A 14315-nucleotide genomic window follows, 5' to 3' on the forward strand; every position below is an offset into this window, starting at 1 on the left:
TTGTAGCCGTTGTTGGACAGGATGATGTCGACGAGGTTCTTGCCGATGTCGTGGACGTCGCCGCGGACGGTGGCCAGCACGATCGTGCCCTTGCCGGCCGCGTCGGACTTCTCCATGTGCGGCTCCAGATACGCCACCGCGGTCTTCATGACCTCGGCCGACTGGAGCACGAACGGCAGCTGCATCTGCCCGGAGCCGAACAGCTCGCCCACGGTCTTCATGCCGTCGAGCAGGGTCTCGTTGACGATGTCGAGGGCGGGCCGGGACGTGAGGGCCTCGTCGAGGTCGGCCTCCAGGCCGTTCTTCTCGCCGTCGACGATCCGGCGCTTGAGGCGCTCGTCCAGGGGCAGGGCGAGGAGTTCCTCGGTCTTGCCGGCCTTCATCGACTTGGTGTTGACGCCCTCGAAGAGCGCCATCAGCTTCTGGAGCGGGTCGTAGCCCTCGGCGCGGCGGTCGTAGATCAGGTCGAGGGCGGTGGTGACCTGCTCGTCGTCGAAGCGGGCGATCGGCAGGATCTTCGAGGCGTGCACGATCGCCGAGTCGAGGCCGGCCTTGACGCACTCGTCGAGGAAGACGGAGTTCAGCAGGATGCGGGCGGCCGGGTTGAGGCCGAAGGAGATGTTGGAGAGGCCGAGCGTGGTCTGGACGTCCGGGTGGCGGCGCTTCAGCTCGCGGATGGCCTCGATGGTGGCGATGCCGTCCTTGCGGGACTCCTCCTGACCGGTACAGATCGTGAAGGTCAGGGCGTCGATGAGGATGTCGGACTCGTGGATGCCCCAGTTGCCGGTGAGGTCGTCGATGAGCCGCTCGGCGATGGCGACCTTGTGCTCGACGGTACGGGCCTGGCCCTCCTCGTCGATGGTGAGGGCGATCAGCGCGGCGCCGTGCTCCTGGGCCAGCCGGGTCACCTTGGCGAAGCGGGACTCGGGGCCGTCGCCGTCCTCGTAGTTGACGGAGTTGATGACCGCCCGGCCGCCGAGCTTCTCCAGGCCGGCGCGCAGGACGTCGACCTCGGTGGAGTCCAGGACGATGGGGAGGGTGGAGGCGGTCGCGAAGCGGCCGGCCAGCTCCTCCATGTCGGCGACGCCGTCGCGGCCGACGTAGTCCACGCACAGGTCGAGCATGTGCGCGCCCTCGCGGATCTGGTCGCGGGCCATCTCGACGCAGTCGTCCCAGCGGCCGTCGAGCATGGCCTCGCGGAACTTCTTGGAACCGTTGGCGTTCGTCCGCTCGCCGATCGCCAGGTACGCGGTGTCCTGGCGGAACGGCACGGTCTGGTAGAGCGAGGCGGCGCCGGGCTCGGGCTGGGGCGAGCGCTCGGGGGGCGTGATGCCGTGGACGCGCTCGACGACCTGGCGCAGGTGCTCGGGCGTCGAACCGCAGCAGCCGCCGACCAGCGAGAGGCCGTAGTCGCGGACGAAGTTCTCCTGCGCGTCGGCCATCTCCGGGGGCGTCAGGGGGAAGTACGCGCCGTCCTTGGTCAGGATCGGCAGACCCGCGTTCGGCATGCACATCAGCGGCGTGCGCGAGTGGCGGGCGAGGTAGCGCAGGTGCTCGCTCATCTCGGCCGGGCCCGTCGAGCAGTTCAGGCCGATCATGTCGATGCCGAGCGGCTCCAGGGCGGTCAGCGCCGCGCCGATCTCCGAGCCGAGCAGCATGACGCCGGTGGTCTCGAAGGCGAGGGAACAGATCAGCGGCACGTCCAGGCCGAAGGCGGCCATCGCGCGGCGCGCGCCGACCAGGCTCGCCTTGGTCTGGAGCAGGTCCTGGGTCGTCTCGACGATCAGGGCGTCCGCGCCGCCGGCCAGCAGGCCCTCGGCGTTCTGCTGGTAGCCGTCCCGCAGCACCTCGTACCGGGTGTGGCCGAGGGAGGGCAGCTTGGTGCCCGGTCCGATGGAGCCCAGGACCCAGCGCTGCCGGCCGTCCCGGGAGCCGTACGCGTCGGCGACCTCGCGGGCGATCCGGGCGCCCGCCTCGGAGTGCTCGAAGATGCGGTCGGCGATGTCGTACTCACCCGCGGCCGAGTGGTTGGAGCCGAACGTGTTCGTCTCGACGCAGTCGACGCCGGCCTCGAAGTACGCCTCGTGGACCGAACGGACGATGTCGGGGCGGGTGATGTTCAGGATCTCGTTGCAGCCTTCGAGGTCCTGGAAGTCCTCGAGGGTGGGGTCCTGGGCCTGGAGCATGGTGCCCATGGCTCCGTCGGCGACGACGACCCGGCTCGCGAGCGCCTCGCGGAGGGCTGCGGCACGGGTCCGGCTGTCAGCGGAAGGGGTCGGCAACGAGGCCATGGATGAGCTCCCTGGGATGCGACGGCTGTCGGCTTTGCACCCTCGGTGGAGGGTGCACGTGGCCAGCGTAACCGCGCTCGGCCCGGGGTGGACACGGCGTCCCACGGGGCGGACGGCATCCTGTGTGCGGGGACTCCCGGTCCGACCCGTTCTTGGCCGACACTGTCAGGTGTAACGCAAGGTCGGCATCGACCGATAGTGTTCAGCATTGTCGAACAGTGTGAGAGGGATAAGGGGCCGGGCGATGGCGAAGAACATCCAGTCGCTTGAACGGGCGGCGGCCATGCTGCGACTGCTCGCCGGCGGCGAGCGCCGGCTCGGCCTGTCGGACATCGCGTCCTCACTGGGACTCGCCAAGGGCACGGCCCACGGCATCCTGCGCACCCTCCAGGCGGAGGGCTTCGTCGAGCAGGAGCCGGCCTCGGGGCGCTACCAGCTGGGCGCGGAGCTGCTGCGGCTCGGCAACAGCTATCTGGACGTGCACGAGCTGCGGGCGCGCGCCCTGGTCTGGACGGACGACCTGGCCCGGTCCAGCGGCGAGAGCGTGCACCTGGGGGTACTGCACCAGCGGGGCGTGCTGATCGTGCACCACGTCTTCCGGCCGGACGACAGCCGCCAGGTCCTGGAGGTGGGGGCGATGCAGCCGCTGCACTCCACGGCACTGGGCAAGGTCCTCTCGGCGTACGACCCGGTGGCGCACAGCGAGGTGCTGGAGGTCGAGCGGGAGGCGTTCACGCCCCGCACGACCACGGCGCCGGTCGAGTTCGAGGAGCTGCTCGACCTGGTGCGGGCGCGCGGCTGGGCGGCGGACGCCGAGGAGACCTGGGAGGGCGTGGCCTCGGTGGCGGCGCCGATCCACGACCGGCGGCGGATGCCGGTGGGCGCGGTGGCGGTGACCGGCGCCGTGGAGCGGCTCTGCCCGGGCGGGGAGCTGCGGCCCGAGCTGGTGGCGGCGGTACGGGACTGCGCCCGCGCGGTGTCGCGGGACCTGGGGGCCAACCGCTTCTGACACGCCGCGGGGACACACCTCCCGCGGCTCCCGCGCACGACCGAACCCGTCGGTAACGATCCCGTTATCGGCGGGTTTTTCGTGTCCGGGACCCTTGACGCGCTGTTGAGCCGGGGGCAAAACTTCCGTTCACCGGTCGGCATTGCCGAACACCTAACGGCAATACACGCTATGGTGTGGCAGTGCCAAGGGCCGGTAACGCCCTCAACACGAGGGCGCGGACCACCGGAGGGACCCGGGGTTCGCCTTCCCCTGGACGAAGGACAAAGGAGTCGCGGGTGTCCAGCTCCGACATCTTCCTCGGCGAGACCATCGGTACCGCCGTTCTCATTCTGCTCGGCGGCGGTGTGTGCGCCGCCGTCACGCTCAAGGGCTCCAAGGCCCGCAACGCGGGCTGGCTCGCGATCACCTTCGGGTGGGGCTTCGCCGTCATGACGGCCGTCTACATGACCGCTTCCCTCTCGGGCGCCCATCTGAACCCCGCCGTCACGGTCGGCATCGCGATCAAGGACGGGGAGTGGGGCAACGTCCCCGTCTACCTCGCGGGCCAGATGCTCGGCGCGATGATCGGCGCCGCGCTGGTCTGGGTGGCCTACTACGGCCAGTTCCAGGCGCACCTCGCCGACCCCGAGGCATCGGGCACGAAGCCGATCGAGGGCCCCGGCCCGGTGCTCGGCATCTTCTCCACCGGCCCCGAGATCCGTAACACCTGGCAGAACCTGGCGACCGAGATCATCGGCACCGTGGTGCTCGTGCTGGCCGTGCTCACCCAGGGCCTCAACGACAGCGGCAAGGGCCTCGGCGTCATAGGCGCCCTGATCACCGCGTTCGTCGTGGTCTCCATCGGCCTCTCGCTCGGCGGCCCGACCGGCTACGCGATCAACCCGGCCCGTGACCTCGGCCCGCGCATCGTGCACGCCCTGCTCCCGCTGCCGCACAAGGGCACCTCCGACTGGAGCTACTCCTGGATCCCGGTCGTCGGACCGCTGATCGGTGGCGCCATCGCCGCGGGTATCTACAACATCGCGTTCGCCTGAGCCGTCTTTCCTCCAGACCCCCTTGGAGCACACCGTGACCGACGCACACACCTCCGGCCCGTTCATCGCGGCCATCGACCAGGGCACCACCTCCTCGCGCTGCATCGTCTTCGACAAGGACGGCCGGATCGTCTCCGTCGACCAGAAGGAGCACGAGCAGATCTTCCCGAAGCCGGGCTGGGTCGAGCACGACGCCGCCGAGATCTGGACCAACGTCCAGGAGGTCGTCGCCGGCGCCCTGACGAAGGGCGGCATCGCCGCCTCCGACGTCAAGGCCATCGGCATCACCAACCAGCGCGAGACCACGCTGCTCTGGGACAAGAACACCGGCGAGCCCGTCCACAACGCCCTCGTCTGGCAGGACACCCGCACCGACGCCCTCTGCAAGGAGCTCGGCCGCAACGTCGGCCAGGACCGCTTCCGCCGCGAGACCGGCCTGCCCCTCGCCTCGTACTTCTCCGGCCCGAAGGTCCGCTGGCTGCTCGACAACGTCGAGGGCCTGCGCGAGCGCGCCGAGCGCGGCGACATCCTCTTCGGCACCATGGACTCCTGGGTCATCTGGAACCTGACCGGCGGCACCGACGGCGGCGTCCACGTCACCGACGTCACCAACGCCTCGCGCACCATGCTGATGAACCTGCACACCATGGAGTGGGACGACAAGATCCTCCAGTCCATGGAGATCCCGGCGACCCTGCTGCCCGAGATCCGTTCCTCCGCCGAGGTCTACGGCCAGGTCAAGGGCGGCGTCCTGGACGGCATCCCGGTCGCCTCCGCGCTGGGCGACCAGCAGGCGGCCCTGTTCGGCCAGACCTGTTTCGCCGAGGGCGAGGCGAAGTCCACGTACGGCACCGGCACCTTCATGCTGATGAACACCGGCGACAAGATCATCAACTCCTACAGCGGCCTGCTGACCACGGTCGGCTACCAGATCGGCGACGCCAAGCCGGTCTACGCCCTGGAGGGCTCGATCGCCGTCACCGGTTCGCTGGTGCAGTGGATGCGCGACCAGATGGGCCTGATCAAGTCCGCCGCCGAGATCGAGACCCTCGCGTCCTCGGTCGAGGACAACGGCGGCGCCTACTTCGTCCCGGCCTTCTCCGGCCTGTTCGCCCCGTACTGGCGCTCCGACGCCCGCGGTGTGATCGCCGGCCTCACCCGGTACGTCACCAAGGCGCACATCGCCCGCGCCGTGCTCGAGGCCACCGCCTGGCAGACCCGCGAGATCACCGACGCCATGACGAAGGACTCCGGCGTCGAGCTGACCGCGCTCAAGGTCGACGGCGGCATGACCTCCAACAACCTGCTGATGCAGACCCTCTCGGACTTCCTGGACGCGCCCGTCGTGCGTCCGATGGTCGCCGAGACCACCTGCCTCGGCGCCGCCTACGCCGCCGGCCTCGCCGTCGGCTTCTGGCCGGACACCGACGCGCTGCGCGCCAACTGGCGCCGCGCGGCGGAATGGACCCCTCGCATGGACGCCGACAGGCGTGACAGCGAGTACAAGAGCTGGCTCAAGGCCGTGGAGCGGACCATGGGCTGGATCGAGGACGAGGAGTAAGACACATGACCACCCTGCAGAGCGTCCCTGCCCTCGGGACGCACCCGGCGTCCGGCTCTCTCCCGAGCCGCGCCGAGACCCGGGACCAGCTTTCCAAGGCGACGTACGACCTCCTGGTGATCGGCGGTGGCATCCTGGGCATCTCCACCGCCTGGCACGCCGCGCAGTCGGGCCTGCGGGTGGCCCTGGTGGACGCCGGCGACTTCGCCGGCGCCACCTCCTCCGCCTCCTCGAAGCTCCTCCACGGCGGTCTGCGCTACCTGCAGACCGGCGCGGTCAAGCTGGTGGCGGAGAACCACTTCGAGCGGCGTGCGGTCTCCCGTCAGGTGGCACCGCACCTCGCCAACCCCCTCACCTTCTACCTGCCCGTCTACAAGGGCGGCCCGCACGGCGCGGCCAAGCTCGGCGCCGGCGTCTTCGCCTACAGCGCCCTCTCGGCCTTCGGCGACGGCGTCGGTCACCTGCTCTCCCCCGCCAAGGCCGCGCAGGACGTGCCGGAGCTGCGGACGGACAACCTCAAGGCCGTCGCCGTCTACGGCGACGACCAGATGAACGACGCCCGCATGGCGCTGATGACGGTCCGCGCGGCGGTCGACGCCGGCGCCACCGTCCTCAACCACGCCGAGGTCACCGGGCTGCGCTTCACCCGCGGCCGGGTCACCGGCGCCGAACTGAAGGACCGCACCAGCGGCGACGAGTTCGGCGTGACCGCCCGTCTCGTGCTGAACGCGACCGGCCCGTGGGTCGACCACCTGCGCAAGATGGAGGACCCCAACGCGGCCCCCTCCATCCGCCTCTCCAAGGGCGCGCACCTGGTCCTCAAGCGGACCGCGCCGTGGAAGGCCGCGCTGGCCACCCCGATCGACAAGTACCGCATCACCTTCGCCCTCCCCTGGGAGGACATGCTGCTCCTCGGCACCACCGACGAGGAGTACGAGGGCGACCCGGGCCAGGTCGAGGTCACCGAGAAGGACACCGCCCAGATCCTGGACGAGGCCGCCTTCTCCATCCGCGACCAGCAGCTGTCGCGCGACCTCATCACCTACTCCTTCGCCGGTCTGCGGGTGCTCCCCGGCGGTCCCGGCGACACCTCCAAGGCCAAGCGCGAGACGGTCGTCACCGAGGGCCGCGGCGGCATGCTGTCGGTGGCCGGCGGCAAGTGGACGACCTTCCGCCACATCGGCCGTACGGTCATGAAGAAGCTGGAGCAGCTCCCCGGCCACCCGCTGGGCGAGGACTACGAGCCGGTGTCCACGCTGCCGAAGCGGCTGCCGCTGCCCGGCATAGCCAACCCGAACGCGGTCGCCCACCGGCTGCTGGTCGACGGTCCGGCCCCCGGCCCCCGGATGGCCGCCGACACCGCCAAGCACCTGGCGACGCACTACGGCTCGCTGTCGTTCGACATCGCCCGCATGGCGAACGAGAACCCGGAGCTCGCCCGCCGCATCCACCCGGACGCGCCGGAGATCTGGGCGCAGGTCGCCTACGCCCGCGACCACGAGTGGGCCGAGACGGCGGACGACGTGCTGCGCCGCCGTACGACGCTGACGATCCGCGGTCTCGCGACGGACGAGATCCGCTCCGAGGTCGAGTCGATGCTGCGGAAGTAACTCCCGCGGACACAGGGGCGGTTCCTCGTCGAGGAGCCGCTCCTTCGGCGTGCCACGCGCCGTCCACACGGCCGCAACACTCGGCGCGCAGAGTGGACGCATGAAGTTTCAGGTGCTGTCGATCGTCCACCACTCCCCGCACCCGCTGACCGGCGAACTCCTCTCCGCCGCCGACCGGTTGGAGCAGGTGGTCACGCTCGGGGAGACCGCCGAACGGCTCGGCTTCGACGCGTACGCGGTGGGAGAGCGGCACGCGGGCCCGTTCCTCTCCTCGGCCCCGACCGTCCTGCTCGCCGCACTCGCCGCCCGCACCACCCGGATCAGGCTGCTCACCGGCGTCACCGTGGTCGCGATCCTCGACCCCGTCCGGGTCGCCGAGGACTACGCCACGCTCGACCAGCTCTCCCGGGGCCGGCTCGAACTCGTCGTCGGCAAGGGCGCGGAGGCCGGGCACTTCGACCTCTTCGGGCTGGACGAGGAGCGGCAGTGGGACCTCCAGAAGGAGAAGTACGAGCTGCTCCGCCGGCTCTGGACGGAGGAGGGCGTCGACTGGGAGGGCGAGTTCCGCCCGCCGCTGAAGGACGTCACCACGGTGCCGCGCCCGTACGCGGGACCGCCCCGGATCTGGCACGGCTCGGCCACCAGCCTGAACTCCCCCGAGCTCGCGGCGAAGCACGGCGACCCGCTCTTCACGGCCAACGCGATCCAGCCGAGGGAGGCGTACGCGAAGCTCATCGCCCACTACCGCGAGAAGTTCGAGGAGTACGGCCACGACCCGGCCCACGCGCGCGTGGCGGCCGGTTCCGGCGGCCTGCTCATCGCCGACACCGCCGAGCGGGCGGTCGCCCGCTACAAGGACCTGTACGAGGCGAAGGTGCGGCAGAGCTTCAAGCCGCACCTGGAGGGCAGGGCCGGGTACAACACGCCGTTCCGCACCATCGAGGACGCGATCGCGGACGGCCCCCAGCTGATCGGATCGCCGCAGCAGATCATCGACAAGATCCTCGGCTACCACCGGCACTACGGGCACGACCTGCAGTCGGTCACGGTCGACACCTTCGGCCAGTCGACGGCCGAGCAGACCGAGACGCTCCAGCGCTTCGCGGAGGAGATCGCGCCGGTGGTGCGGAGGGAGGCGCCGAGCACGCTCTGGGAGGAGTGAGGCCGCCGTGTGCGGAGGGGAGTTCCTGGGTAGTCGATCAAGGCCGCACGGGTTTTCGGGGATGTCCGGGGGCTGCGGACGGACCGCCGGAAAGCCTTAAGGTTGGTCCGTACGACAGGAACTTCGAATAAGGAGGCGCTGGGTGATCGAGCTCGAGGGGGTACCCGAGCTGATCGACCCGGTCATGGTGGCCGCGTTCGAGGGCTGGAACGACGCCGGCGACGCCGCCTCCACCGCGGTCGCCCACCTGGACCGGGAATGGAAGGGCGAGGTGTTCGCGGCGCTGGACGCCGAGGACTACTACGACTTCCAGGTCAACCGGCCCACGGTCTTCCTGGACAACGGCGTCCGGAAGATCACCTGGCCGACGACCAGGCTCTCCGTGGTGCGGGTCGGCGGCGACAAGCCCCGCGACCTGGTGCTCGTCCGGGGCATCGAGCCCTCCATGCGCTGGCGCTCCTTCTGCAACGAGCTGCTCGCCTTCGCCCACGAACTGGGCGTGGAGATGGTGGTGATCCTGGGCGCGCTGCTCGGCGACACCCCGCACACCCGTCCGGTCCCGGTCAGCGGGGTCACGTCCGACCCGGACCTGGCGCGGACGATGGACCTGGAGGAGACCCGGTACGAGGGCCCGACCGGCATCGTGGGCATCCTCCAGGAGGCGTGCACGCACGCGGGCGTGCCGGCGGTGAGCCTGTGGGCCGCGGTGCCGCACTACGTGTCGCAGCCGCCGAACCCCAAGGCGACGCTCGCGCTCCTCAACCGCCTGGAGGACCTGATCGGTCTGCGCATCCCGCTGGGCGAGCTGCCGGAGGACGCGCGGGCCTGGCAGCTGGGCGTGGACCAGCTGGCCGCCGAGGACAGCGAGGTCGCCGAGTACGTGCAGACCCTGGAGGAGGCGCGGGACACGGCGGAGCTGCCGGAAGCCTCGGGCGAGGCCATCGCCCGCGAGTTCGAGCGGTATCTGCGGCGGCGCGAGCCCGGCACGGGGCCCGGGCCCGGCATGGCGACGGACGGCGGCGACTCGCCGTTCCTGCGGGACACCGGCAGCGGCCGGACGCGACCGCCGAAGCCGGAACAGCCGGGGCCCGAGGCCGTACCGGGCGCGGAGGCGACACCGACGCCGGAGGCGGCCCCGGACACGGAAGCGGCCCCGGGCACGGAGGCGGCCCCGGAACCGGGCGCGAAGGCGGCGCCGGAATCCGACACGGAGGCCGCCGCCGCACCGGGGGGCGAGCCCGACCCGGGCGGTGAGCCGGACGCCGGCCCGGGCGCCGAGCCCGAGCCGCCGGCCGAGGGCCGGGGCGGCGAAGCAGCGGAGTGACCGGTACGGGAGGGGTGGCGCGGCCGCCCCTCCCGTTCGGCTTTCCGGGCCCGTGCGCGCCCGGGCGGGGGATCAGACCCGCGGCACGGACACCGCGTCGTACGCGACGGTGGTGGGGTCCGGGTCCAGGCCGAACCGGGCGTTGGGCAGGTAGATCCGGTCGCCCCAGGCCGCCGCGGTGGTCGGGACGCGGAAGCGCTCCGGGTCGGTGATCCGGGCGATGGCGGTGCCGCGCGACCCGGTCGCGTCGAGCCGGACCACGTCGATCTGGTTGACCGCCTGCTGGACGACGTACAGGTCGCGGCCCAGGAGCAGCAGTCCGTCGCCGTTCGGGATCCGCAGGTCGCCGAGGTCGACCGTGCGGGCGAGTCCGGTGCGCGGGTCGACCCGCATCAGGGAACCGCCGTCCTTGGCGCAGTTGACCACGAGCAGGGCCCGGCCGTCGGGGGTCCGCTCGATGCCGTTGGCGGTGAAGTCGGCGCCCTGGGTCCAGTCGCCGCCGAGCGGCACGGTGGTGATCTCGTCGCCGGGCTCGCCCGTGCGGCCGATGGCGAGCCGGTACAGCTGCGGCTGGAAGGAGTCGGTGAACCAGGCGGCGCCCGGGGTGAGGACGACGTCGTTGACCATGGTGCTGTCCGCGCCGAGCCCGGTGAAGTGGCGCAGCAGCGCGCCGGAGCGGGCGTCGACGACGCGGATCTCCCGGCTCCAGCCGCCGGAGAGGAAGAGCCGCCGCTCGGCCCGGTCGATCTTGAGTCCGACGGTGATGTGCCCGTCGCCGAGGCCCTGGTGGACGATCCGGCCCTCGCCGGTGGCCAGCGAGGCCCGGTAGACGGCTCCGTCGCGGAGCGAGCCGAAGTAGGCGTACGGGCTGCGGCCGATGGCCACGCCCTCGGGCTGGAAGCCCTTCGGAAGCGGAATGTCGGTGGGCCACCGCCCGGGGGCGGCCGCCTGCGCCGTGCCCGCGGCTAGGGGGCCGGTGAGAGCCGCCGCGCCGAGGGCGACGGCGGCTCCCAGGAATCCTCTGCGTGCGAGGGGATGCTCCACTGCGTGCCCTTTCGTACAAACGGTCTACTGGCACGCACAGCCCATCACGACGCACGCTCCGCGCAGGGGACTTGGCCTGATCTCGCTCGCGCGAGGCTCAGATCGGCCGCAGGAGACCGGCAGCGGGTGATCGGCCGCAGGGAACCGGGCGCGGCCGATCACCCGCCGGAGATCAGGCGCAGCTGAAGCGGGCCGCCGCCCAGTCCCCGTGGTCGCCGCTCTTGGACCCGTTGGTGTCCGTGATCTTCAGCCGGACGTGTCGGGCGCCGGTCACGTCGACGTTCACGGGCAGGGTCGCGGAGGCGCCGGTCAGCCGGGGCGAGGTCCACAGGACCTTGCCGTCGGCCTCGACGGAGAAGGCCACGTCCCCGTAGCCGTTGATCTCGTCGTCGATGCCGACGTCGGCGGTGAGGGCGGTGCAGCGGCCGCCGAGGTAGACCTCGATGTCGGAGTCGGCGTGGGCGCCGATCCCCTTCTCGTAGGTCGTGCCCGCGAGGGTGAGGCTCCGGCCGTCGGCGGCGCCGGACTCGCCGTTGGAGCGGTCGCGTTCGGGCGGTCCCCAGCCGTTGGTGGAGCGCAGCCAGACGAGGTCGCTCGCCCAGGCGTCGTCCGTGGGCGGCGGGGGCATCACGCCGACCGCGAGCCGCTGGGTGGCGGTGCGGTCGGTGCCGGCCGCGCGGTGGCGGGCGGTCGCCGTGAGGGTGGCCTCGCCGGGCTTGGCGTCGGCCGCGGGGGTGACCGTCACCTCGACCCGGCGGGTGGTGCCGGCCGGGACGCGGGCGAGGGGCGCCGCCGGGGCGACCTGCCAGCCGGCCGGGACGTCGAGCGAGACCCGTACGTCGGTGGCGTCCCTGGTGCCGGCGGTGACGTCCACGGCGACGGTGCCGGGAACGCCGGCACCCAGCTCCTGCCCGGCGGGGGCGGCCAGGACGGCGGAGGCGCCCGGTACGGCGCCGCCGACCGCGCTGGTGTCGGTCAGCCGCAGTTCGAAGTCACGGGCGGTGGAGAGGGCGGCCGTCTTGACCCGGACCACTCCCCCACGCTCGTCGCGGTCGTACCACCAGCCCTCGGCGGCGGCGTCGAAGGCGGCACGGGAGGCGAGAGCGGGCAGCTTGCGCCCGTCGAGCCTGACCGCGCCGGGGGCGTCGCCGGTGTGGACGGTGAAGGCATACGGCCGGACGGCCGGCTTGCCCGTGTACGTGCCCTTGCTCGCGCCGATGCGGACGGTCACGTCGCCCGGGCCGGCGTTCGGGGCGCGCACCTCGGCACGCTGGGTGGCGTACCGGCCGGTGCGGTGCTCGCGGGTGACGCCGTCGTCCTCGTACAGGTCGAAGGACGAGCTGCCCTTGGGGTAGACGTCCCAGGCGATCGGGTCGCCGGGGGCGCGGTCGGTGTACGAGCGGATGCCGCCGGGCCACATCGGGACGGCCGCCCCGGCCCGTACGAAGAGGGGCAGGGTGTCGAGCGGGGCGCTGTAGTCGTCGATCGTCACCGGGCCCTGGTAGGCGCGCCCGTTCCAGTAGTCGATCCAGGTGCCCTCGGGCAGGTAGATGGCGTCGCGTTCGACGGCGTCCTGGTAGACGGGGGCCACCAGGAAGTCCTCGCCGCTGAGGAACTCGTACTTGGCGGCGTCGCTCGCGGCCTTCGGGTCGTCCGGGTACTCCAGGGCGAGCGGCCGGGCGAGGCCGACGCCGGTCTTCGTGGCCTGGTACGCGTGGCTGTAGATGTACGGGAGCAGGGCCTCGTGGAGCTTGAGGGAGGCGCGGTTGATCGTGGTGTACGGCTCGCCGTAGCGGAAGGGCTGCTTGTCGTTGGCGGCCCAGCCGTCCATGGTCATGGTGACGGGCAGGAAGGTCTTCCACTGGAGGTCGCGGGTGTACGTCTTGGCGCTGCCGCCGAAGATGCCGTCGACGTCACCGGTGGTGTAGGCGAGGCCGGACATGGACGCGCCCGCGTAGGTGGGTATCTGCCAGCGGATGTACTCCCAGCTGCCGGACTGGTCACCGGACCACTGGACGCCGCAGCGCTGGGCACCGGACCAGCTCTCGGGGGCCCAGGTGAAGCCCCGGGCGTCGCTGTACGCCTCGATGCCGGCGTGGGCGTCCTTGCAGCCGTCGAGGGCGAACTTGTAGCCCTCGCCGACCCAGGCGACGTCGAGCTTGGCGACCCGCTGGCCGGCCTTGACCTGCTCTTCGAGCTTGCCGATGCCGTCCTCGGTCCACAGGCCCAGCTTCATGCCCCGCTCGCCGAGTCCCGCGGACGCCTCGGCGAGGTTCTCGTAGCCGCAGCCGTAGCCGTCGTTGACGAGCATCCAGCCGTTGGGCATGTCGTGGGCGGCGTAGCCGTCGGCGACCTTCAGGGCGTCCAGGGTGCGGCGCTCGCCTCGGTTGGCGTTGTGGAGGTAGCAGTCGGCGTCGCCGATCTCCAGGCCGTACACGGGCGGCAGGAAGGGCTTGCCGGTGAGCCGGGTGTACTGGCCGATGACGTCCTTGGCGGCGTCGCGGCCGGTGCCGGCGAAGTAGTAGGCGTCGAAGCGCTGTTCCTTCGCGGTGGTGGTGACGGGCTCGGTGAAGGCGTAGGTGTTGGGGGCGTAGGTGTTGCGGTAGACGCCGTAGCCGGCGGAGGAGAGGTAGAAGGGGACGGAGTTGGGGTGGCCGCCGTCGTTCCAGTTGTAGTCGACGCCGACCTCGACGGTCTTGTCGCGGTGGGAGGTGTTGCCGCGGCCGTTCTGCATGCCGGCGCCGTAGAACTGCTCCGTGGCGCCTCGGGCGAGGGTCTGGACGGTGCGGTCCTGGTTCCAGGTGAGGCCCTGGGTCTCGGTCCAGAGCGGGGTGCCGTCGGCGCGGACGGCCGCGAAGCGGAGCGGTGCCTTGTAGGCGCGCAGGGTCACGTCGGCGGTGGCGAGTTCGTACCGGTCGCCGAGGTCCCGCCAGCGGGTGGCGGGCGGCGGGCCCTGGGGGAGGGTGATGTCGGTGCCGGTGGGGTCGGTGAACTTCCCGTCGGGGGCGAGTTCGATGCGGAAGGTGTCGGCGGTGACGAAGGAGACGCGGGCCTCGGCCCGGCCGGCGGTCAGCCGGTAGACGGAGCCGTCGGCGGCGAAGCCGGTCACGTCGCCCACGGTGGTGTCGGACGGGTCGGCCGTGGCGGTGGCACCGGGTCCCGCGAGGGTGGCGACGAACCCGAGGAACGCTCCGACGACTGCTGCTCTCATGCGCATTGATGATTGCATGGGGCCTATTTAGCGCAGATTCGAGCATCGCGACAGGACAAAAAGGAA

9 protein-coding genes are annotated in these 14315 nt (G+C 71.5%); 6 read left to right on the top strand and 3 right to left on the bottom strand.

The features are described from left to right. A partial coding sequence (locus tag ACFVZH_RS23960; RefSeq protein WP_384900077.1) for a homocysteine S-methyltransferase family protein occupies positions 1-2291 on the bottom strand: 2291 nt, incomplete at its 3' end. Between the two features lie 244 nt (positions 2292-2535). Here ACFVZH_RS23960 and ACFVZH_RS23965 point away from each other — a divergent pair. The 6 genes from ACFVZH_RS23965 (at position 2536) to ACFVZH_RS23990 (ending at position 9994) form a co-directional block, all read left to right on the top strand. Next, on the top strand, positions 2536-3300 hold the full coding sequence (locus ACFVZH_RS23965) for an IclR family transcriptional regulator (RefSeq protein WP_384900079.1): 765 nt from the start codon (positions 2536-2538) through the stop codon (positions 3298-3300). Between the two features lie 278 nt (positions 3301-3578). Next, on the top strand, positions 3579-4337 hold the full coding sequence (locus tag ACFVZH_RS23970) for an MIP/aquaporin family protein (protein WP_384900081.1): 759 nt from the start codon (positions 3579-3581) through the stop codon (positions 4335-4337). Positions 4338-4371: 34 nt separating this feature from the next. Beyond that, positions 4372-5898, top strand: a complete 1527-nt coding sequence (gene glpK / locus ACFVZH_RS23975) for a glycerol kinase GlpK (RefSeq protein WP_384900083.1) — start codon at positions 4372-4374, stop codon at positions 5896-5898. Positions 5899-5903: 5 nt separating this feature from the next. Continuing rightward, positions 5904-7508, top strand: a complete 1605-nt coding sequence (locus ACFVZH_RS23980) for an FAD-dependent oxidoreductase (RefSeq protein WP_384900085.1) — start codon at positions 5904-5906, stop codon at positions 7506-7508. Between the two features lie 100 nt (positions 7509-7608). Further along, positions 7609-8670, top strand: coding sequence for an LLM class flavin-dependent oxidoreductase (locus ACFVZH_RS23985; RefSeq protein ID WP_384900087.1), 1062 nt, complete (start codon positions 7609-7611; stop codon positions 8668-8670). Positions 8671-8812: 142 nt separating this feature from the next. Then, complete coding sequence (locus ACFVZH_RS23990; RefSeq protein WP_384900089.1) at positions 8813-9994, top strand: PAC2 family protein; 1182 nt, start codon at positions 8813-8815, stop codon at positions 9992-9994. Positions 9995-10066: 72 nt separating this feature from the next. Here ACFVZH_RS23990 and ACFVZH_RS23995 read toward each other — a convergent pair whose 3' ends face one another. Beyond that, positions 10067-11038, bottom strand: coding sequence for a superoxide dismutase (locus tag ACFVZH_RS23995; protein ID WP_384900091.1), 972 nt, complete (start codon positions 11036-11038; stop codon positions 10067-10069). 172 nt (positions 11039-11210) lie between these two features. After that, positions 11211-14267, bottom strand: a complete 3057-nt coding sequence (locus ACFVZH_RS24000) for an NPCBM/NEW2 domain-containing protein (RefSeq protein WP_384900093.1) — start codon at positions 14265-14267, stop codon at positions 11211-11213. Between the last annotated feature and the right edge of the window lie 48 nt (positions 14268-14315).

It is taken from the genome of Streptomyces sp. NPDC059534 (assembly GCF_042743475.1).
In the GTDB taxonomy this organism is placed as follows: Bacteria; Actinomycetota; Actinomycetes; order Streptomycetales; family Streptomycetaceae; genus Streptomyces.

Coding starts and splice junctions, on each gene's coding strand:
- ACFVZH_RS23980 (WP_384900085.1), top strand. CDS start 5,904: ATGACCACCCTGCAGAGCGTCCCTGCCCTCGGGACGCACCCGGCGTCC.
- ACFVZH_RS24000 (WP_384900093.1), bottom strand. CDS start 14,267: ATGCAATCATCAATGCGCATGAGAGCAGCAGTCGTCGGAGCGTTCCTC.
- ACFVZH_RS23965 (WP_384900079.1), top strand. CDS start 2,536: ATGGCGAAGAACATCCAGTCGCTTGAACGGGCGGCGGCCATGCTGCGA.
- ACFVZH_RS23985 (WP_384900087.1), top strand. CDS start 7,609: ATGAAGTTTCAGGTGCTGTCGATCGTCCACCACTCCCCGCACCCGCTG.